At 38.7% G+C, this 20,145-nt stretch carries 27 protein-coding genes and 1 pseudogene; 12 read left to right on the plus strand and 16 right to left on the minus strand.

The window, feature by feature from the left end; all coding sequences use genetic code 11:
• Positions 1–101 precede the first annotated feature (101 nt).
• The 3 genes from MKP09_RS01625 to MKP09_RS01635 form a co-directional block, all read right to left on the minus strand.
• Positions 102–455: a hypothetical protein gene (locus MKP09_RS01625; protein WP_240829466.1), complete on the minus strand. Its 354-nt coding sequence runs from the start codon at positions 453–455 to the stop codon at positions 102–104.
• Positions 371–1,357 carry a (E)-4-hydroxy-3-methylbut-2-enyl-diphosphate synthase gene (ispG, locus tag MKP09_RS01630; RefSeq protein ID WP_240826131.1) on the minus strand — a complete coding sequence of 329 codons (987 nt, stop codon included), beginning with the start codon at positions 1,355–1,357 and terminating at the stop codon, positions 371–373. Before ispG ends, MKP09_RS01625 begins: the two co-directional genes overlap by 85 nt.
• A gap of 407 nt (positions 1,358–1,764) precedes the next feature.
• A complete protein-coding gene (locus MKP09_RS01635) occupies positions 1,765–2,478 on the minus strand; it encodes a Fic family protein (RefSeq protein WP_240826132.1) in 714 nt (237 codons plus the stop codon).
• A gap of 319 nt (positions 2,479–2,797) precedes the next feature.
• Here MKP09_RS01635 and MKP09_RS01640 point away from each other — a divergent pair, with 319 nt between their 5' ends.
• The 8 genes from MKP09_RS01640 (at position 2,798) to MKP09_RS01675 (ending at position 6,536) form a co-directional block, all read left to right on the plus strand.
• Entirely contained in the window at positions 2,798–3,202 is a 405-nt protein-coding gene (locus MKP09_RS01640; protein ID WP_240826133.1) for a Crp/Fnr family transcriptional regulator, read from the plus strand.
• Between the two features lie 17 nt (positions 3,203–3,219).
• Positions 3,220–3,387, plus strand: a complete 168-nt coding sequence (locus MKP09_RS01645) for a cyclic nucleotide-binding domain-containing protein (RefSeq protein ID WP_240826134.1) — start codon at positions 3,220–3,222, stop codon at positions 3,385–3,387.
• Between the two features lie 96 nt (positions 3,388–3,483).
• Positions 3,484–3,873 carry a VOC family protein gene (locus MKP09_RS01650; protein WP_240826135.1) on the plus strand — a complete coding sequence of 130 codons (390 nt, stop codon included), beginning with the start codon at positions 3,484–3,486 and terminating at the stop codon, positions 3,871–3,873.
• A gap of 6 nt (positions 3,874–3,879) precedes the next feature.
• A complete protein-coding gene (locus tag MKP09_RS01655; protein WP_240826136.1) occupies positions 3,880–4,296 on the plus strand; it encodes an SRPBCC domain-containing protein in 417 nt (138 codons plus the stop codon).
• Positions 4,293–4,853 carry a dihydrofolate reductase family protein gene (locus MKP09_RS01660; RefSeq protein ID WP_240826137.1) on the plus strand — a complete coding sequence of 187 codons (561 nt, stop codon included), beginning with the start codon at positions 4,293–4,295 and terminating at the stop codon, positions 4,851–4,853. Before MKP09_RS01655 ends, MKP09_RS01660 begins: the two co-directional genes overlap by 4 nt.
• 8 nt (positions 4,854–4,861) lie before the next feature.
• Positions 4,862–5,644 (plus strand): alpha/beta fold hydrolase, encoded by a 783-nt coding sequence (locus MKP09_RS01665; protein WP_240826138.1) that lies wholly within the window; start codon positions 4,862–4,864, stop codon positions 5,642–5,644.
• 10 nt (positions 5,645–5,654) lie between these two features.
• Complete coding sequence (locus tag MKP09_RS01670; protein ID WP_240826139.1) at positions 5,655–6,104, plus strand: SRPBCC domain-containing protein; 450 nt, start codon at positions 5,655–5,657, stop codon at positions 6,102–6,104.
• Between the two features lie 6 nt (positions 6,105–6,110).
• Positions 6,111–6,536 (plus strand): SAM-dependent methyltransferase, encoded by a 426-nt coding sequence (locus MKP09_RS01675; RefSeq protein ID WP_240826140.1) that lies wholly within the window; start codon positions 6,111–6,113, stop codon positions 6,534–6,536.
• A gap of 1 nt (position 6,537) precedes the next feature.
• Here MKP09_RS01675 and mnhG read toward each other — a convergent pair whose 3' ends face one another.
• The 13 genes and pseudogenes from mnhG to MKP09_RS01735 all read right to left on the minus strand — a co-directional run bounded on the left by mnhG (position 6,538) and on the right by MKP09_RS01735 (position 15,257).
• Positions 6,538–6,966, minus strand: coding sequence for a monovalent cation/H(+) antiporter subunit G (gene mnhG, locus MKP09_RS01680; protein ID WP_240826141.1), 429 nt, complete (start codon positions 6,964–6,966; stop codon positions 6,538–6,540).
• Entirely contained in the window at positions 6,959–7,231 is a 273-nt protein-coding gene (locus MKP09_RS01685) for a monovalent cation/H+ antiporter complex subunit F (protein WP_240826142.1), read from the minus strand. The genes mnhG and MKP09_RS01685 overlap by 8 nt, the downstream gene beginning before the upstream one ends.
• Complete coding sequence (locus tag MKP09_RS01690; RefSeq protein WP_240826143.1) at positions 7,228–7,704, minus strand: Na+/H+ antiporter subunit E; 477 nt, start codon at positions 7,702–7,704, stop codon at positions 7,228–7,230. The genes MKP09_RS01685 and MKP09_RS01690 overlap by 4 nt, the downstream gene beginning before the upstream one ends.
• An 11-nt stretch (positions 7,705–7,715) precedes the next feature.
• The gene (locus MKP09_RS01695) at positions 7,716–9,218 is read right to left on the minus strand and encodes a proton-conducting transporter transmembrane domain-containing protein (protein WP_240826144.1); all 1,503 of its coding nucleotides are present in this window, start codon (positions 9,216–9,218) and stop codon (positions 7,716–7,718) included.
• A complete protein-coding gene (locus MKP09_RS01700) occupies positions 9,215–9,571 on the minus strand; it encodes a Na+/H+ antiporter subunit C (protein WP_240826145.1) in 357 nt (118 codons plus the stop codon). Before MKP09_RS01700 ends, MKP09_RS01695 begins: the two co-directional genes overlap by 4 nt.
• Entirely contained in the window at positions 9,571–9,984 is a 414-nt protein-coding gene (locus tag MKP09_RS01705; RefSeq protein ID WP_240826146.1) for a Na+/H+ antiporter subunit B, read from the minus strand. The genes MKP09_RS01700 and MKP09_RS01705 overlap by 1 nt, the downstream gene beginning before the upstream one ends.
• Before the next feature lies 1 nt (position 9,985).
• Positions 9,986–10,207 (minus strand): hydrogen gas-evolving membrane-bound hydrogenase subunit E, encoded by a 222-nt coding sequence (gene mbhE, locus MKP09_RS01710; RefSeq protein WP_240826147.1) that lies wholly within the window; start codon positions 10,205–10,207, stop codon positions 9,986–9,988.
• An 8-nt stretch (positions 10,208–10,215) separates the two neighbouring features.
• Entirely contained in the window at positions 10,216–11,025 is an 810-nt protein-coding gene (locus MKP09_RS27760; RefSeq protein ID WP_394801021.1) for a hydrogenase subunit MbhD domain-containing protein, read from the minus strand.
• Between the two features lie 90 nt (positions 11,026–11,115).
• Positions 11,116–12,098, minus strand: a pseudogene (locus MKP09_RS27765) (proton-conducting transporter transmembrane domain-containing protein); the annotation flags it as partial.
• A gap of 298 nt (positions 12,099–12,396) precedes the next feature.
• Entirely contained in the window at positions 12,397–14,316 is a 1,920-nt protein-coding gene (locus tag MKP09_RS01725) for a RecQ family ATP-dependent DNA helicase (RefSeq protein ID WP_240826149.1), read from the minus strand.
• Between the two features lie 83 nt (positions 14,317–14,399).
• A complete protein-coding gene (locus tag MKP09_RS27770; RefSeq protein ID WP_394801022.1) occupies positions 14,400–14,642 on the minus strand; it encodes a helix-turn-helix transcriptional regulator in 243 nt (80 codons plus the stop codon).
• A gap of 55 nt (positions 14,643–14,697) precedes the next feature.
• Positions 14,698–14,856 carry a hypothetical protein gene (locus tag MKP09_RS01730; protein ID WP_240826150.1) on the minus strand — a complete coding sequence of 53 codons (159 nt, stop codon included), beginning with the start codon at positions 14,854–14,856 and terminating at the stop codon, positions 14,698–14,700.
• Between the two features lie 2 nt (positions 14,857–14,858).
• Complete coding sequence (locus tag MKP09_RS01735; RefSeq protein WP_240826151.1) at positions 14,859–15,257, minus strand: cupin domain-containing protein; 399 nt, start codon at positions 15,255–15,257, stop codon at positions 14,859–14,861.
• Positions 15,258–15,505: 248 nt separating this feature from the next.
• Here MKP09_RS01735 and treF point away from each other — a divergent pair, with 248 nt between their 5' ends.
• The 4 genes from treF to MKP09_RS01755 all read left to right on the plus strand — a co-directional run bounded on the left by treF (position 15,506) and on the right by MKP09_RS01755 (position 20,123).
• On the plus strand, positions 15,506–16,996 hold the full coding sequence (treF, locus tag MKP09_RS01740; RefSeq protein ID WP_240826152.1) for an alpha,alpha-trehalase TreF: 1,491 nt from the start codon (positions 15,506–15,508) through the stop codon (positions 16,994–16,996).
• A 97-nt stretch (positions 16,997–17,093) separates the two neighbouring features.
• A complete protein-coding gene (locus tag MKP09_RS01745; RefSeq protein ID WP_240826153.1) occupies positions 17,094–17,348 on the plus strand; it encodes a hypothetical protein in 255 nt (84 codons plus the stop codon).
• Complete coding sequence (locus MKP09_RS01750) at positions 17,318–17,647, plus strand: carboxypeptidase-like regulatory domain-containing protein (protein WP_240826154.1); 330 nt, start codon at positions 17,318–17,320, stop codon at positions 17,645–17,647. The genes MKP09_RS01745 and MKP09_RS01750 overlap by 31 nt, the downstream gene beginning before the upstream one ends.
• A gap of 7 nt (positions 17,648–17,654) precedes the next feature.
• Entirely contained in the window at positions 17,655–20,123 is a 2,469-nt protein-coding gene (locus MKP09_RS01755; protein WP_240829071.1) for a SusC/RagA family TonB-linked outer membrane protein, read from the plus strand.
• The last annotated feature ends 22 nt before the right edge of the window (positions 20,124–20,145 follow it).

Consider the following 20,145-nt stretch of genomic DNA (forward strand, 5'->3'; position numbering starts at 1 on the left):
AATATTTTTCATCCTGCGGGCAATCGATCATTACAAAATTGATGTCGCTTTCCGGTTCTTGTATTGCTGCGAAATGTTCTGCATTGTATATGGGAAAATATTTAGCCTCCCCGGCCCGCTCCGGAGGAGGGGGAGTTTACCTGCTTCGCCCATTGCTCATAAGGAACAATTACTTTTAAAGTACCTGGCAAAGCAAATCCAATATCAGGTTGATTAATATATACATAATCAGCTGCAGCATCAGCAATATTCCATTTATCATCAGCTTCGTTGTATGTATAACCGATTCCCTGTAGCGATTGAGGTGTAATGTTTTCAACTTTACTAAGGTCTGCAATTACAACAGGCACTTGTCCACCGCCGATATTATTTACTGCAATGGTTTGGTGGCGTTGGTAAGAAAGTCCGAACGTCCGGAAGTCCGGAAGGCCGGAAGATTGAACGTCGCCATGCATATTCCCCCTTTGGGGGGCAAGGGGCTGTACCTCTTCACAATATCTTTGCATACTGGTATTTCAAATTCAGGATCTTCTGTTAGAGATACCCGAATGGTGTCGCCAATGCCATCTTCCATCAACGTTCCAATACCAACTGCAGATTTAATACGTCCTTCTTCACCATCACCTGCTTCTGTAACACCAAGATGTAGTGGATAAATCTCTCCAAACTCATCATTCATTTGTTTGATCAATAAACGGTAAGCCTGTACCATCACCTGTGGGTTACTGGCTTTCATACTCAGTATGATCTGGTGGTAACTTTCATCGCGGGCGATACGTAAAAACTCCATTGCGCTTTCTACCATGCCGATTGGCGTGTCTCCATAACGGCTCATAATGCGATCGCTTAGGCTGCCATGATTGGTGCCGATACGCATAGCCGTTCCATATTCCTTACATATTTTTACCAACGGCGTAAACCGTTCGCGAATGCGATCAATCTCTTCAGCATATTCGGCATCGGTGTATTCTATCTGTTCAAACTTTTTCTTATCAACATAATTACCCGGATTAACGCGGACCTTTTCAATGATTCTGGCGGCTACTTCCGCAGCATTAGGCGTAAAATGAATATCGGCAATAAGTGGTGTAGTATAACCTCTTTTTCTAAGCTCGTTTTTAATATTTAGTAAATTCTCGGCATCTTTTTTCGAAGGTGCTGTAATGCGCACTAGTTCTGCACCCGCTTCAATACAGCGAATGGTTTGCTCTACCGTACCCATTGTATCCATTGTATCGGTAGTCGTCATCGTTTGCACACGAATAGGATGGTTATTGCCAAGCAATAAATCTCCGATTCTTACCTCTTTGGTTAACAGTCTTTTATATTCAGTGAGCGATTCCGCAAATAATTCCATTTTGCAAAGATAATAATTGCCTAATCTTTTGGGGTTTCAAGCTTTTTTCAATAGCGGTTACAATGAGTGTGGATATTTTATTTTTTACAGTTTCTAAATCTTGTTCGGTAAAATTTTCGTGGTATAGTTTCCTGAGAATTTCTTTGTCTGAAATTTTTATTGAATAAGATAAGTGTTCAAGAGAGATAGATATGTCAACTGAAGCATGGACGCGTTTTTCATGATTTTTTTAAAATCCAACAAGACCAAATCGATGGCTAAATTATTATTGTGAAATGAGTTTATAGCTTGTTGAATTAATTTTGCTTGTTTAGAAATTGTAACCCAATTTTTCTGCGTTTTATCATAAAAGGAAATTTTCTTTTCTAAAAAAAAATCGTCAAACTCAACAAGTGAATCTTTTACTTTCAACAAAAAGGAAATATAATTTCAGAAAAAAGTTTATCAAAATTTACTGAGCCTTTCGACACTTCAGCATCTTTTATATTAGACGTTTTTGTCTTCAATAAATGCAGCCTTTTCTTCCAATCTTCATCTTCTTCAATATTTTCATTTTTGGCTGCTTTGATAGAAATTTGTAACGACCAAAGTAATTGTTCACCTATATAAGAAATAAAAGCTTCATAATCTCCGGCATCTGCTAAATGCAGCGCTCTTAAATAATTTGCTTTATCCTCTGATTTTATTACCAAAGGAGGAAAACCATTTTTCAATAAAACATAATTCACTAATAATCTGGAAATTCTCCCATTCCCATCATCAAAAGGATGGATCCGTACAAATTTATAATGAAGCATCGCGGCAAGCGTTACAACATGCAAAGAATCCTTTTCTTTCTCATACCATTCTACTAATTCTCTCATTTGAATAGGCGTCTCTAAAGGGCTTGCATATTCAAACATTTCTCCATTGGGTAATCTGACAGAATTCGGGTGTTCTTTGTAATCACCTGTTTTTATTAATCTTCTTGTTGATTGACCATCGTTGGTAATGGCTTCTTTCCAAAAAGGCCGAACTAATAATACTTCATTTAAGTGTTTAATAAATTGTTCTGTCAGAGGTCTTTCATTATCCACAGCTAATTCTTTCACCATTTGAAAAGCAACATCATGAGCTTTCATTTCTTCGTACTCCCGTAATGCGTGATTGCCTTTGGTCTCATCAAAAATTAAAAGCAGCTTAGTTTCTCCATAAGTCAGCGTATTGCCTTCGATATGATTGGAATTATAATTAAACTCTAACCTGAATTTTTCATCCAGTTTTTTTGTTGATCCTGTGCTAAAGGATAAAAAGCCTTTAATTCGTGTTGCAGGCTGTCGATCTCATCTAAAATCGATTTCATGTGTGTATTTTTAAATTGAGCTTAAATACAAAGATAACTATTAAGATTGCCGGATAACATCGACAGAATTTGGTTATTTTAGATAAATTTTCGTAACCATGCACCCTATTTTCAAAAACATTTATCAGCACCCGCTTTTATCTGACAAAGACATTGAAACGCTTGCTGCATCGCATGAGCGCGTTACTATTTCAAAAGGCGATGTTCTTTTGAAAGAAGGTAAAGTAGCTAATGAATATTATATTTTGGAAGAAGGATTGATAAAGGCATTTGTACACGATTATAATAATGATGAAATAACTACTGAATATTTTTCAGATAAAGAACTGGTCATTGCGCCAGCTTCGCTTTTTCAACGAATTCCATCACAGGAAACACTTCAGGCGCTTACAGATTGCACATTATGGAAGATATGTTTTGATGCGTTTCAGCAGCTTTATCACAATGTCCCTGGTTTCAGAGAGTGGGGAAGACTTTGGTTTTCGCAACAACTTTTTCTGTAAAACAGCGATCACTTGATATGATCACAGAAACCGCAACCACCCGCTATTTAAAACTGATCAATGAAAAGCCTCAAATTATTCAGCACGTTCCTCTTAAACAAATAGCCTCATACCTGGGCGTTACAGATACTTCTTTAAGCAGGATAAGAAAGGAAATTGTTAAATCTCCTGGAGTAAGCGCTTAATAGTATTGCTGTATTTAGGATACCATTTATTTCTTGCCAAATGACAAGTTGTTGTGGCCTTAGTCTTTTTACTTTTGGTTAAATAAAAATGTCATTATGGAAAACCAAAAATTCAATCCTGTCGTATGGTTCGAGATTTATGTAGATGATATGGAAAGGGCCACAAAATTTTATGAAACTGTGTTGAACATTAAGCTGGAGCAAATGTCTGACCCTTCAGACGAATCCATGCAAATGAAAGCATTTCCCGGAGACATGAAAAATCATGGTACATCTGGAACGTTGGTGAAAATGGAAGGTGGCAAAGTCGGCGGCACCGATGTTATAATATACTTTGGTTGTGAAGATTGCGCAGTTGAGGAAAGTAGGGTAAAAGCTGTCGGAGGGAAAATCTGCAAACCAAAAATGCCGATCGGCGAGTATGGCTTTTGTTCAATTGTTACGGATACGGAAGGCAATACAATTGGCCTGCATTCAATGAAATAGCGACAGATGGATAAGGAAAGAATAGTTGTAAGCGAGCTGGTTCAGAAACCACTCGAAATGGTTTGGAATAGCTGGATTGATCCATCTTGCATCAGGGAATGGAATATGCCGTTTGATGATTGGCATTGTCCACAAGCTGTAAACAACGTTGCCATTGGCGGTGATTTCAATTTCAGAATGGAAAAGAAAGACGGTAGCGAAGGGTTCAATCATAAAGGAAAATACGATAATGTGGTTCGCTTTGAACTGCTTGAATATACACTTGATGATGGCCGTAAGTCGACGATAGAGTTTCAGCATATTGATGATAATACCATTGTAAAAGAAAGTTTCGAACCCGAAGAAAACATGGCAGTAGAAATGCAGGCCTCTTTTTGCCTGTCAGTGCTTCACAGATTTAAAAAGTATACAGAGAACAAATGAGAGAAATACAGTTGATCGTACATATTTCCCTGGATGGATTTGTTGCCAGCGAAAGCGGAAGCCTGGATGGCTTTCAGCCAGGCGAAGATAACCTGGCGTTTGTTACCGATATTGCCGAGCAAGCTGATACCATTTTATCAGGCCGTGTTACTTACGACATGTTAAATGTGTACTGGCCAACGGCAGCGAAGAATCCGGCTGCAACAAAAGCGGAGGTTCGTTATTCCAATTGGTATAATGACACAAATAAAATCATCGTTTCCCGAACTTTGAAAGGCAGCAATGAGATGGTTTTAAGTGAGGACTTTATCAGTAATGTGAAGGAGATTAAATCGAAGCCCGGTAAGCCTATTGTTATATTTGGAAGCCCTTCTGTTGCAGGGCAATTAATGGAACATAATCTTATTGATGTGTATTGGATCTTTGTAAATCCTGTGATTTTTGGAAAAGGAATTCCCTGGTTTAAAACGCTTAATGAAAGTAAGAAATTGAAGATCACAGAGACGAGGAAATTCATCAATGGGGAAATGGGATTGAAGTATCATCTAACAAAATAGATTGAAAAATGAAGCCTAATGAAAGTGGTTATGAAGAGGTAAATGGTATAGAACTCTATTACGAGGTTTACGGGTCAGGCGAGCCATTGACGTTGATTCATGGCGGCGGTTCTTCTATACGGTTGGATTTTTCGGAAATTGTTGAGCGATTATCAAATGAGTATAAACTTATAGGAATTGATCTTCAAAACCATGGAAAGTCACAGCATAGGCAGGTTCCTGAAACTTTTGAACAAGATGCAAAAGATGTTGTTGGCTTGTTGGATGCAATTAGCGTAGAAAGGTCATCATTTTTAGGATTTAGTAATGGTGCAAGCACGGTTCTACAAATTGCCCATTTATTTCCTGAAAAAGTAGAGAAAGTTATTGCTGCTTCTGGCGTTGTAAAACGTAGCGGCATGATCGATGGTTTTTTTGAAGGAATGAATCACATAACGATTGATCATATGCCGGCTTATTTAAAAGAAAATTTTTTGCAATTAAATCCTGATGAAGGGGATAAAAAATTGCAAAACATGTTTGAAAAGGACAGTCAGCGAATGATTCATTTTGAAGATTGGAATGAAGAGGTGTTAAAATCAATTAAAGCGCCAGTCTTTTTAATAAGTGGCGACCAGGATGTGGTTAAAGCGATGCATTTAGCAGAAATGAATAAATTAATACACAACTCAAGATTAATGATACTTCCAGCCGGGCATGGATCATTTATGATGGCGGATGAGAACCGGGTTGTTGACAAACAACTCATTGATTTTACCGCTGCACAAATCAGAAATTTTTTAAAAAAGTAAATTATAAAAAATGGAACAAAAAGTTATTGCAAAAGCAAGCATTGGTATTCAAAAGCCAGTATCGGAAATATTCGAGGCTATTGTTGATCCGGAAATAATGAAGCATTATTTTATTTCCAAAGGTTCAGGAAAAATGGAGCAAGGCGCATCGCTTAACTGGTCTTTTCCGGAGTATGATGGTTCTTATCCGCTTACAGTATCGGAGGTGAGGGAGAATGAAAAAATCGTATTTGTGTGGGATCCGCAATCAATTGTAACAATTGAACTTGAAGAAAGAGCAGATAACGATACCGTTATAAAAGTTTTTGAAGAAGGGCATGAGTTGAACGAGAAAGGAGTAAAATGGGCGATCGGTCAAACAGAGGGATGGTCTAATTTTCTTGCATGTATGAAAGCATGGCTTGAGCATGGGATTCATCTTCGCAAAGGCGCTTTTGATTTTATGAAGAAAGGGGCTTGATATTCCATGGGCCAAAAAATATCTTCAAGATTAAAAGAGGTGGTTGATGCCCTTTCTTTAGTTGATGGAATGCGGGTATTGGAGATCGGCTGTGGCCCCGGAGTTGCCGCGCGCGAGATTGTTAACAGATATAAAAATGTTTTTGTGCTGGCTATTGACCGGTCAGAAAAGGCAATTGAAAAAGCTAAGCGGCAATCAAAGAATGAAATGGCTACCGGGAACCTGGAGTTTCAAAAGTGCGCAATTGAAAATTTTCAGATGGACGGAACCGTTTTGTTCGACATCGCATTTGCCATTCGTGTAGGAGCGCTTGATGGACGGCACCCCGATTTGGAAATGAAAAGCATCGCTCGCATTCGGGAATGCCTGAAAAAGGATGGAAGGTTGTTTATTGATGGTGGAAAACCATTAAGACAATTGCAGCTTAAATAGATCAGCGTGTTTCTTTATCATTGTCTGCTATCTGGTCATTAAATGTTGAAGTCGATTTATCGATGGCTTTATCAGGGTCACTTTGTAACTCGTGTGTTTCTTTATTATACATGCCATCCAATTCATCAACTACAGTGCCTTTCCATAAGGGTGTTCCAATAAAATAAGCAGCTCTGCCAATCATGTGCGCAGCGATGGGCGCTGTTAGTATCAGAAAGAAAACAATGGCGATAGCTTTTGTTGTTACCGAGGCATCATCGGGAAACATAATAGCGGCGCAGATTAATAAAAGGCCTACGCCAAGACTAGACGCTTTTACTGTTACCGAAAGACGCAGGTAAAAATCGGGCATTCTTAGGATACCGATGGATGCAAATAAAATAGAAAGCGCTCCGAGCGTGCTTAGTATAGCTAAAATTATATCAATCATCTTTTTGTTTTTCTATGTAATAAGAAAATGCGATAGTACCGAGAAATGCGATCAGTGCTAGTATAATCGCAACATCCAAAAGTATTTTTTGGTTTTGCCTGATACTGTAAACAGTAATAATTCCAATACCAATAGTGATGATAAGATCGAGCGCTATTACTCGATCTACTATCGACGGGCCTTTAAATAAACGAATAAATACCAGCACCACAGAAAGTGTCAGAATCGGCAAAATTATAAAATCAAAATAAGTTGATAATGTCATCTTAATATTTCTAATAAGCGGCGTTCCATGCCTTCTTTTAATTGATGAATAAAAGCCTCGGGAGTTTTTAGGTACATCGCGTGTATAAAAAGTGCTTTTTTATCTTCACTAACATCAAGTATGAGTGTTCCCGGTGTAAGCGAAATGAGCGTGGATAACACATTTATTTCAAAATCAGATTGTGCACTTAAAGGATAACGAACAACACCCGGCCTGAAAAAATATTTAGGAGTAATTACGTCATAAGCTACTTGTACATTGGCTTTCAGCATCTGATACAAAAAATAAAAGGCAAAACTAAACACTTTCGGTAGCCGGAAAAAATACCTGCGTTCCTGTTCGTTTCTGTTCATAATCCATAAAACAAAAAAACCCAGTATAAAGCCAAAGGCAAAACCTGTGTATGATAGTGATCCGGTTAGCGCTACCCATAAAAAAGATAGCAGCAGGTTCATTAAAAAATTCTTAATCATACGCTGCGTTTTTACTTTTTAAATACTGCGTTTATATAGGAACTGGTATCTATCAGCTCCTCTGCAATTCGGTCAACAATCTGAACAATTGCTTCTGCATTTAATCCAATATAAACTGAAGCAATTGCTAAAATCCCAATGGGTATTAATAATAGCAATTTTCTAAGAAACGGTAGGGGCTCAAATTTGTTGTCCACAGTAACATCGGCTGGTATATCTTTCCAAAAAACTTCTGCCCACATTTTTGCAATTACATACAAGGTTACAAGGCTACCTAATATTAAAGCCGCTACAAAAAAGTAATGCTGTCCCGTAAATGCCTCTCGGAATAAATATACTTTAGGCCAAAAGCCCGATAGTGGCGGAATTCCTACCAGCGAAAGTAAAACGATTGCTATCAAAAGTGATATTTTCGGATATTCTTTATACAAACCTCCAAGCTTTTCCATAGTAATAACACCTCGTAATTGCATTATAACCCCAGAAATTAAAAACATGTTTGTTTTTACCATTATGTCATGTATCAGATAAAATACTGTACCCATTAATGCCAGTTTCGTGAATATGGCGATGCCTCCTACCATAAACCCGATATGGCAGACAATAAGGTAAGAGAACAGCCGACGAATATTCATTTTATTGAGCGAACCAAAAGCGCCGGTTAAAATGGTAAGTACGGCCATTACCATTAATAGTTTTTTGGTGAAATCATCTGGAATAAATATCAGGCTGTTAACCCGAAGTATAGCATATATCCCCACTTTGGTCAACAGCCCGCCAAAGGTTGCGGCAACTGCTGATGGCGGTGTATGGTAAGAGGACGGAAGCCAGAAGTACAAAGGGAATACAGCTGATTTGATGCCAAAACCAAGTATAAAAAATACGGATGTAATACCCACCAATGACCTGTTTTGAACATCATGCATTTTAATAGACAGGTCTGCCATATTTAACGACCCGGTCATACCGTATAAAATACCAATTCCTGTTAGAAAGAACATCGATGCAAGTATGTTCATCGACATGTATTTTAATGCACCTTCCAATTGATTTCTTCTGCCGCCAAGTGTCATTAATACAAACGATGCTATAATAATTACTTCAAACCAAACATACAGATTGAAAATATCGCCGGTTAAAAAAGCGCCATTTAATCCCATAAGCAGGAAATGAAATATAGGAAAATAGCCATACAGCATTCGTTGCCGGCTGAGTCCGGTTGCCGAAAAGATGGACACTGCAAAACCTGCAATGGATGTAAGCACTACCATGGTGGCGCCTAAAAGATCTGCTACAAAAACAATACTAAAAGGTGCTTTCCAATTGGATGCATTTAACGTAATAGTGCCATGTACATAAACATGAGTAAATAACATGGCGGCTGAAATAAGGGCTACTAAAGCGCCGCCTACAGATAAAATTCTTTGAGTGACCGTTTTTCTCCAAGCTATAAGTTGAAAAATGGCGATGAACAGATGAATAAAAACCGGAGCTAAAATAAGATTGTCACTCATATATCTTCTTCCTCGGGTGTATTTAAGTTATCCAAATCATCTGTTTCTAATAGTGCATAGACGCGCTTCAATAACACAATGGCAAATGCAGTAAGTGCAAAGCTTATTACAATGGCAGTAAGGATCAATGCCTGTGGAACAGGATCTGCGTAGGTTTTATTCAGAACTTCCTGTGCCGAACCTATTATTGGCGGTTTGGCTTTTACGATAGCACCAAGCACAAAAATCAATATATTAGTGGCACTGCCCAGCAACATAATTCCTAGTAAAAGCTTTACCATACTTCTTCGAAGTATAAAATATACACCACCTGTATAAAGCAAGCCTATTACCAATATGAGTAATAATTCCATTAATCGTCTGTTAAAGAAATAGTGAACAATATGGTTAGAACAACACCTATTACAACAAGATATACGCCCAGATCAAAAAACAATGCAGTACCTATTGAGCCTACAATGGGAAAGTCGCCCTCGAGCCAAAGTCCTGTCATAGGTGGTAAGCCAACTAGAACGGGGACTAACACACTTAGCGTTGCAACACCCAGCCCAACTGGTATTAGAGACAAAGGCTTTTTTCTTAGCAACTTCATAGTAGCATCTGTACCATTTGCAAAGCTGTGCAGCACAAATGCTATTGAGGCCACAAGTCCGCCTACAAAGCCACCTCCGGGATAATAATGTCCGCGCAATAAAAGAAAAATTGAAAACAACAACAGTATTGGGAGCAGGTATCTTGTTGCTGTTTGTAAAATACTACTTCTCATTTTATTCTTTTTCCGTTGGTTTTAATCTTAACCTTAATAAATTATAAACTCCAATAGCCGCAATACTTAATACCACGGTTTCAAAAAGTGTATCAATGCCTCTAAAGTCAACAAGTATAACGTTTACCACATTTTTACCTTTGGCCATTTTATAGGCATTGTCCCCATAAAAATCGCTGGTTGCAGTTACAATAGGTTCGTGGTGCACCTGAAGCGCAACCATACAAAGTATTAAGCCGAAACCAAGGCTACAGCCATGTCGCGGTAACGCTCTCTTTTTGTACCAAGATTTAAAAAAGGAGGAAGTTTATATAATACCAGTACAAACAATACCGTTGTAAGTGTGTCTATTGTAAACTGTGTCATCGCAAGGTCTGGCGCGCTATAAAAAACAAACATTAAACAAATGCAATAACCAATTACACTCATCGAAACTACTGCAGTAAGTCTTGTGCGAGTAGTAAGCATAATAATAAGCGCGCCGATAAGTATTGCCACAATCGCAACCTCATAAACACTAAGCATGGCTAAGCCATAAAAATTAATATCTACCGGTCCGCTTAGCCAAAGTTTGTAAGCTAACAAAGCTTCTGCAAATAAAATGATCTGTAAATGATAGGAGCGTAAATATCCGTTATGAAATTTTCCGGTGTACCATTCAGAAAATATAAATAATGCGCTTGCAATCCTTTCAAATATAAACTCTGGAGAAATCCATTTAAATCTTGATATAATAGTTGCTTTTTCTTTCGAAGGTTTATTAAACAGGTATAAAACAGTTCCGGCCGCCAAAGTGGCAAGGCTTAATAGAAGCACCGTATTAAGGCCGTGCCATATTTTTAAATTAAGTTTTGTATCTGTTCCAAATATAGCATTCGCCGCCTGTCTTGAAAAAAGCTCGCCAATTAAATTGGGCATAAGGCCGAACAAAACACCCAACACGGAAAGTATTAACGGAGGAAGCCACATGGAAATGTATGGAAGATGTGTTTTTTGGTGAGACTGAGGAAGTGCTCCGGTAAAGGGTTTGACGCCCGCCATAAAACCTGCAGCCACCAGGCCGATATTAGTAAGCACTGCTAACGAAGTTAATGCAAAGACCCATGAAGACTTTGCATGCAAGGTGGCCTCATATATCAGGTCTTTACCTATAAATCCAAATGAAAGAGGAACACCGGCGCTGGAAAGCGCAGCTAAAAATCCGGCAATAGCCACCGGTAATAATACTTTTCGAAGACCAGACAATTTCGTGATGTCGCGTGTGTGTGTTTGATGCTCAATGATGCCTGTAATAAGAAATAGCGAAGCTTTATACAGCGCATGCACTAAAATAAACACGCTGGCTGCAATCACTGCATCTCTTGTGCCAAGCCCAATTAAAAATGTAAGTATGCCCAGTGCTGAAATTGTAGAATAAGCGAGGATGCTTTTTAAATCGACTCGCAACAACGAATGATAAGCGGCGTATAACATCGTGAAACCGCCAACTATCATAAGCGGATAACTCCATGCCGCGGTATTGCCCAATATTGGATCGAACCGTGCAAGCAGATATATACCTGCCTTCACCATCGTTGCAGAATGCAAATACGCAGACACAGGAGTTGGCGCTTTCATAGCGCCCGGCAACCAAAAATGAAAAGGGAATTGAGCGGATTTGGTAAAAGCGCCCATAAACAATAATGCAAGTATCAGCGGGTATTGAGCATGATCGATAATAATATCCCTCGAATGGATCAACGCTGAAATGCTATAAGTCCCGGCTATATTTCCTAATAATATTAAACCTGCAAGTAAAAAAATCCGCCCAGGCCAGTTACAGAAAGTGCCGTGAGTGCGCTTTTCCGCGATTCTGGATTTGTATTATTGAATCCTATTAGGAAAAATGAACTGATGCTTGTGAGCTCCCAGAAGATAAAAAGTAATAATATATTATCTGCGAGCACCATGCCAAGCATGGCAGACATGAATAAACTTAGATAGGCGAAGAACCGATCAAAATAAAGATGGCCTTTCAAATAGGTTCGTGCATAAAAATAAACAGCTACACCGATACCTGTTATAAGCAGGGCAAATAACAGGGACAATCCGTCCAGCCTGAAATCAAGATTCACGCCTAAAGAAGGTACCAGGATGTGGACTGAAAAAACTCCTGCCCCAGTGATATATTTGGCAGTAGCGTAAGGTAATAAATAAATATACTGAGTGGTAGCAGCATTAGTAAAATGCTCCAATTTGATTTCATTATTTTCCCAAAGGGAATTAATAAAATAGCAACAATGAAACCAGCGAGGACCGTTAAAAGCATGTATAACAGGTTTGTTTTCCGATTTCGTTAAATATAAGGAAAACAGGGCGTTTTTACTAAAAAATTGAAGAATAAAAATGTTGATTTATAAAATATGGGCAGGCTTATTTTGTTTTGTACACAAGTGTTCCGTCTCTTTCAATCACTATAGCGTTCTCATCTATCCAATAATTGATTACAGTTAAAATATAATCTTTATGATGCCCTTTCAAAACTGAAAAAATAGCTTCTGTTGTCATCGGTGTTTGAAGATGTTCTTTTAAAAGATTGCTTATCAAATCAAAACTTTGCTGAGAAAGAGATGCCTTTCTTTTACGCAAACAATTATCACAAATACCGCAATCGGTCATTTTTGAATCTCCAAAATAATTTCCGATCAACTTACTTCTACAAGTTATTTGCTCCTTTATGTATTCAACTATTTTATCGATCCTTTCCGAAAAATTTAATTTTCGTTTGTTATGTTGCTCGTTGTCTATTTGCAGCAAGGCAGTTTTAATACGGGTTCTGGTCAGCATTACCTGGGGTTCATCCTTCTGTGGTTCATATACAACAACCCTGTCAACATGCAGTTTTCTAAGCTGTTCTTTTACTACCGCAATATCATATTTTAAAAGATGTGCTAAAAACGCTTCCGAAATATATACGGGATAATCATATATGCCTTCATAAGTTCTTAATAAAGTTTTGATCAGCGGCTCATAATCTGCAAAGTTCTTTTCATACTCGTACAGATCTTCTTTATATATAGTGAAACGAACTGTTGCCGGGCTAAATACCTGTTCATTAAAACTTAGCCAGCCATCTTGTTCCAATGCCTTTAAACCGTAGATCGTAGTTTGCACATTCTGGCCAAATTTCTTTATAAAATCTTTCAGGTTAAAATCATAACTATCACCTGGCGACTCGCCTTCCGGTAGCTGAAGATAATGTACCACATTACGATAAACGTTTCTAATAGTAGTGATGTCTGGATAGCGAACATCAGGCAAAGTTTTTAAATCATCAAGTTCTGCATCGTTATACAAAAGAACGGCATAAGCATTTTTATTATCGCGCCCCGCGCGGCCAGCTTCCTGGTAATAATTTTCCAAACAATCCGGAACATCTGCATGAATAACTATGCGAACATCAGGTTTGTCGATGCCCATTCCAAAAGCATTTGTGCAAACCATTACCCTGGTTTGGTTTTGAATCCAACGTTCCTGCTTCTTCGATCTCTCTTCTATTGACAGCCCGGCATTGTAAAAATCAGCAATGATGTTCTTCGCATTTAAGAGTTCGCTTATTTCCTTCGAGCGCTTTCTTGTTTTGCAATAAACAATAGCTGAGCCCTGTACACTTTTGAGTACCGAAATAATTTTGTTGATGCGCGATTCTACTTTAAAAACACTGTACGAAAGATTAGGCCTTTCGAAAGACTGCCGGAATATTCTGAATTTGTTTTCGCCTTCGGCAGATAATTTTTCGCAGATATCTTGTTGTACTAATGGTGTTGCCGAAGCAGTTAATGCAATAACTGGCACGCCGGGTAGTTCTTCGCGTAATTTAGCAATGCGTAGATAAGGTGGCCTGAAATCGTAACCCCATTGCGATATACAATGCGCCTCATCAACCGCGATTAAGTTTACACCCAAACCAGGAAGATATTCTTTGAACAAGGCCGTTTCCAGGCGTTCTGGCGATACGTATAAAAATTTACAGTTGCTATGCGCTGCTGTTTCTAAAATGCTTATTACATCACGGCGTTGCATGCCGGTATGTATACTGAATGCCGTGATATTTTTTCGGCGAAGATTCTGAACCTGATCGTTCATTAATGCAATAAGCGGGGAAATAACAAGGCATAATCCATCCTTTATTAGTGCCGGAACCTGGTAGCAGAGCGACTTTCCACCACCTGTAGGCATTAGTGCCAGCACGTCATTTCCCTGCAGTGCTGCTTCAACAATTTCCTGTTGCGTTGGCCGGAAGTTGTCAAAACCAAAATACTCCTTAAGGGTTTGCTGCGCAATTGTACTCATAAAAGGCATATTATGCCGACCCTAAAATACATTAATTGCATTTAATCTAGCGAACTGATCAAGATGGTCAAAACAAAAAGCTTTTATACAAGATGAGAACCTACAAGTAAATTTCTCTTCAGCTTCGAAGGTGTTTCATGCATCACTTGTTTAAAGATCTTGTTGAAATACGTTACATTATTAAAGCCACATTCAAAACATACTTCTGAAATACTTTTGTCCTGATGTAACAGGGCAGCTGCCTTGTGAATACGGTACCTGTTTACAAACTCCGAAAAAGTAATGTTGGTTGCTTTTTTAAAAAATTGCAGAAAGACGGTACAGATAAGCCAACGAGTGTTGCTGCATTCTGGATATGAATTTCATTTTGATATTCATTACCTACATAAGTAAATATTTTTGAAGCCTGGTTTTGTATTTTGATAAAAGTGCAGATGGAACAATGCCATTATTAAGAATATTGTAATCTTTTGTTTGAGCGAGCATTTCAAATATATCAAACAAGGTTAACAATCTTTTGAAAGGGGATTGTTCTATCATTTTCAACATTTTTTTCCTACCTGATCCTGTATTCTGGGAGAAAATGCAAGGCCGTATTTAGAAAGCTCAAGCAAAGGTTCAATAGCGGTCATTTCAGGAAAATCAAATGAAAAAACTTCAGGAGTTATTTGCAGCACTACTTCCTCATGGAGATCGGTTGAGTTGAGGCCAAATCCTGAATGAGGCAGGTTGCTTCCTATAAGTACCAGATCTCCTTGATGATAGGTGCTCAAATGATTACCAACATGGCGTGTGCCGCTTCCTCTGGGAACATATACAAGTTCAAATTCCGGATGATAATGATATTGCCAGATAAAATCAGAACTCTTCACCATTTTGTGATGGAGTAGCCGAAACGAGCTACCGGGGTCTGATCGTACAATTTCATACTCTATTTTCATCAGATATTTTCAATATTTTAAATAGTCGGGGAGTTTTTAAAAATCCTCACGCGCGATTTGTAGCTGTATTAAAATTAAATAAAAAAAGGTTAATATAGTTCAATAAAAAATGTATAGCGTTGTATTTACTCGTTTGCGAGTTGTTGATCTTTGAAATAAGATAAAACGGTCGCTTTTGAAGAGTTTTTGTAGTTGGGTGTCAACACAATAAATATTCGATTTAATGATTGCCGGTTAACGAAAACGATATGATTGCTATAGATACATCTTCTAATGCTGGAACCCTGTTTGCCGATGTACAGGCGCAACATGTTTTTGATGATCAAAAAACATTTGCAGATGCGGTTCCCTTATACTCGTTGCCCTATATCGCCGCAAAATATGCACACCAAAAAGAGCAGGAAGGTTTCAGCCTGCTGCAATTCGTTCGCAACAATTTTATGTTACCAGGCCAACTTACTGAGCATAACCAGAAGCCGAAAAAATCAATTGACGATCATATTTTCGGTCTTTGGGATAAACTTACCAGAACCAATACGAAAGATAATGGATCATTGATAGGATTGCCCCATTCTTATGTAACACCTGGAGGAAGGTTTGAAGAACAATATTATTGGGATAGTTATTTTACAATGCTGGGACTTGTTGAAAGTGACAGAGTGGATTTGGTAGAAGGAATGATCGACAATTTTACTTACCTGATCAATACTATTGGGTTTATTCCTAACGCTAACCGAACTTATTATCTTACACGTTCTCAAATTCCGTTTTACTCAGCAATGGTAAGGCTTCTGGAAGAAATTAAAGGGCCTGAAATTCTGATAAAATATTTGCCCACTTTACAAAAGGAGCATGAGTTCTGGATGAAAGGAAGTGAAACATTAGATGAAGAGAATAATTGTTGCCTTCGGGTAGTGAGGATGGAAAACGGGTCACTATTAAATCGCTATTGGGATACTGAAAATACGCCGAGGCCTGAAGGTTATGCGTTGGATGTTGCTGTTAAAATGCAGGCACCAGATAATAAAGAGTTGTATAGAAATATTAGAGCAGCTTGTGAATCGGGTTGGGATTTTTCGAGCCGATGGCTTAGCGATGGAAAAAATTTGCATAGTATTTGTACAACTGAGATTGTTCCGGTAGATTTGAACTGCATGCTTTTACATATGGAGAAAACAATACTTGCCGCCTTCTCACTTTCTGGTAATATTTCTATGCAGAAAAAGTATGAGCAACTCGTTGCTCAACGTACTGCCGCTATTGAAAACTATTTGTGGGACGAGGATAGCCACGTTTACAAGGATTATGATTTCAAAAATAAGCATGCAACCAGTTCTTTTACTCTTGCCATGCTTTTTCCTTTATATATAGGTATTAGTTCAAATGAAAGAGCTGCCGCGGTTCTTTCTTTTGTTAAGAAAAATATGTTGAAGGAAGGTGGGCTGCTTACAACTAACGTAAAAACGAAACAGCAATGGGATGCAGTTAAAGGCTGGGCTCCTTTACAATGGATTGGTTACGCGGCTGCGTTGAACTATGGAAATAATGAGTTGTCTGAAAATATCAGAAAAAGTTGGATGCAAAATATCGAGCATAAATATAGGTTGACCGGACATTTAATGGAGAAGTATCCGGTTGTAATGACAGCTAGCGATAATGATACGGGTGGCGAGTATCCCAATCAGGACGGGTTTGGTTGGACTAATGGTGTGTATTTAAAGATGAAGCATTCCTTATAATCCGATTTTGCTTTATCATAAATAAAACTGAAATTTTTATTAATTATAAATGTTTGCGAATGAATCTTTTTTTCTTAAAACCTTAAACTCAACGATTATGGAAAGACGCTCTTTCTTCATGAAGCGGGGAACAAAACTGGCGGGAGCTATGTTGCTTTTGCAGTTCCTTTTTGCTTTTGATTACAGTTATGGGCAAGCCGGAGGTATAAATGGTAAAATTACCAACGACAAAGGCGAAGCACTTCCGGGAGCTACCATTACACTGCTTGAAAAAATGTACAATCCTCAACAGGTGCCGACGGGCAGTTTACTTTTACTAACGTGGAAAGTGGAGATTATAATCTGTCAGTGACTTTTGTTGGTTACGCAACTGCTACAAAATCCGCAACCGTTACTTCAGGCAATGTAACAACGGTTGATATTCAACTAACGCCGGAAATACAAAATATTGAAGAGGTAGTAGTAATTGGTTACGGTACTGCAAAAAGGAAAGATGTGACCGGAGCGGTGGTAACTATAAACGAAAAAAACTTTAATAAAGGTATTGTTACTAACCCCGATCAATTGATACAAGGTAAAACGCCGGGTATCATGATCATCAACAACACCGGGCAACCAAGGCGGGGCAACAACCGTACGCATACGCGGTAACTCTTCTATTCGCGCCAGCAATAACCCACTCTTTGTATTAGATGGTGTGCCTATGGCAGGAAACTCTCCATTACCGGAGGGCCGCGGCGATTTTTCCTCCGACCGGGGTAATCCGTTAAGCTATTTAAATCCGAGCGATATAGCCAGCATGGATATCCTTAAAGATGCATCCGCTACTGCTATTTACGGATCAAGAGGTGCTAATGGTGTGGTTATTATTACAACGAAAAAAGGAAAAATTGGTGATCCTGTACTTTCGGTAGGTGCTTCTTCAGGTATATCAAACATGCGGGAGAAACCCAAGGTATTAGATGCGGCAGGCTTTCGCGAGGCATTAGCTTATTACACGCCAGAAGAAGCCGCTAATGCGGACTTCGGAAGTAACGTGGATGCATTTAAGGAAATTACGAGGAGCGCGGTAACGCAAAACTATTATGCCGATGTATCAGGCGGAAGTGCTAATGGAAAGTATCGTCTTTCAGGTGGTTATCTGAATCAGCAGGGAATTATTATCGGCTCTCAGTTAAAAAAATACACCACGAACTTTACGGGTAATTATAAGTTCCTCGAAAATAAAAGACTTGGACTTGATTTCTCTTTGTTCTTTACACAGTTGAACAACCAATATGCTCCAATCAACGTAGGTGTAGGCGCTCAGGGAAATATTATTTCTCAGGCTTTGCAATGGAATCCTACCCGTCCGCTTAGAGATGAAAACGGTGAGTTGACTTTTATTAATACGAATACCCGTAATCCTTTGGCGAGTGCTGAAGCTTTTAAAGATAGAGCTGTAACTAACACACTAGTAGCAAATCTATCTCCATACTACAAATTTACAGACGATCTGGAATATCGTTTTACATACAGTGTAATGCGGCAAACCGGCAACAGGGAGGGAATGTACAGAGCTGGTATCATTGACCCCTCAGCTGTAAGCAATGAGCAGGCGTTTATTTCAAATACCGGCGAAACGAATCAGCAAATGACGCATACACTTTCGTATAATAAAGATGTGTCTGAAGATTGGAGCATCAATGCTGTTGCGGGTTATGAATATTTAGATTATAGTTTCAACAACAACATCGCCTTTGCTGGTGGGTTTCAATACTTAGGTCTGGATTACTTTGATTATCTGCAGTATTCACCTGTGTCTACCCGTGAAATCGCTTCATACAGAAGTCCTACAAATCAATTACAGTCGCTGTTTCTGCGTGGTGGTTTCAATTATCTGGATCGTTATTTACTTACTGCTACCGTAAGAAGGGATGGCTCTACTAAATTTGGTGTAAATAACAAGTATGCTATTTTCCCATCATTAGCTGTTGCATGGAATGTGGCCGAGGAGAATTTCTTAAAAGGTAACACAAACATTGATCAATTAAAAGTAAGAGTTGGTTGGGGTAGAACAGGTAACCAGGAATTTCCTTCCGGAGCTTCTTTGGACAGGCTGGTTTTTGGTACACAAAGTATCAGTCAGGCAAACTATGGTAACCCTGATTTGAAATGGGAAACTTCTACCACATTTAATGCAGGGATTGATTTTGCGATCTTGAAGAATAGAATTTATGGTTCGATAGATTATTTTAATAAAACTACAACCGATGCTTTGTTTGAGCAAACCCTTGCACAGCCTGCACCAGCAGGGCGCATATGGGTAAACCTGGATGGGGAAATAGTTAATAAAGGAGTTGAAATTTCGCTAACTGGCAATATTATTAGAGGTGAAGAATGGAATTGGGATCTCACAGGTAATGCCACGTTTCTTAAAAATAGTGTAAGTGGGCTGATTGGTTATTATGAAACGGGAGCCTTACGTGGACAAGGCTTTTCCGGTGTATTAGGACAAAGAATGGTGAACGGCCAGCCGCTGAATGTTTGGTATCTTGCCCAATACGAAGGCATTGATCCTCAATCAGGACTCAGTTTGTATCGAGGCTTGGACGGTAGCATTGCTGACGCTAATACTAATGATCCAGCCATTAACAAAGTATATTCAGGCAGCCCTAATCCAACTACGCTACTCGGAGTTTCAACTAATGTACGCTATAAAAAAATCACTTTAGGAGCTAACATGAATGGAGCGATGGGCCATTACCTGTTCAATAATACAGCAGCCACTAGCTTGGGAATAAGCAACCTTCCTTTAAGAAATATTGGCTCCGCTTTTTTTGATACTCGTGTTAAAGAATCTACATCAAATTCTGCATCACCTTCTACACGGTATTTGGAAAAAGGTAATTACCTGAAAATGGCCAATCTTACATTGAGTTATAATGTAGGTGATATTGGAAAGACATTGAAAAACTTCAATGTATCGCTTACGGGACAAAATTTATTTATTATTACGAAGTACACAGGGTTCGATCCGGAAGTTAATACAGATGGAGCGACAAACGGCATACCTTCTTTGGGTATTGAATACCTTCCTTATCCGCCTGCGAGAACGGTTTTACTTGGAGTTAATTTTTCGCTGTAAACAACCATCTGGCTATTAATAA

Source organism: Paraniabella ginsengisoli (genome assembly GCF_022513635.1).
Classification (GTDB): domain Bacteria; phylum Bacteroidota; class Bacteroidia; order Chitinophagales; family Chitinophagaceae; genus Niabella; species Niabella ginsengisoli.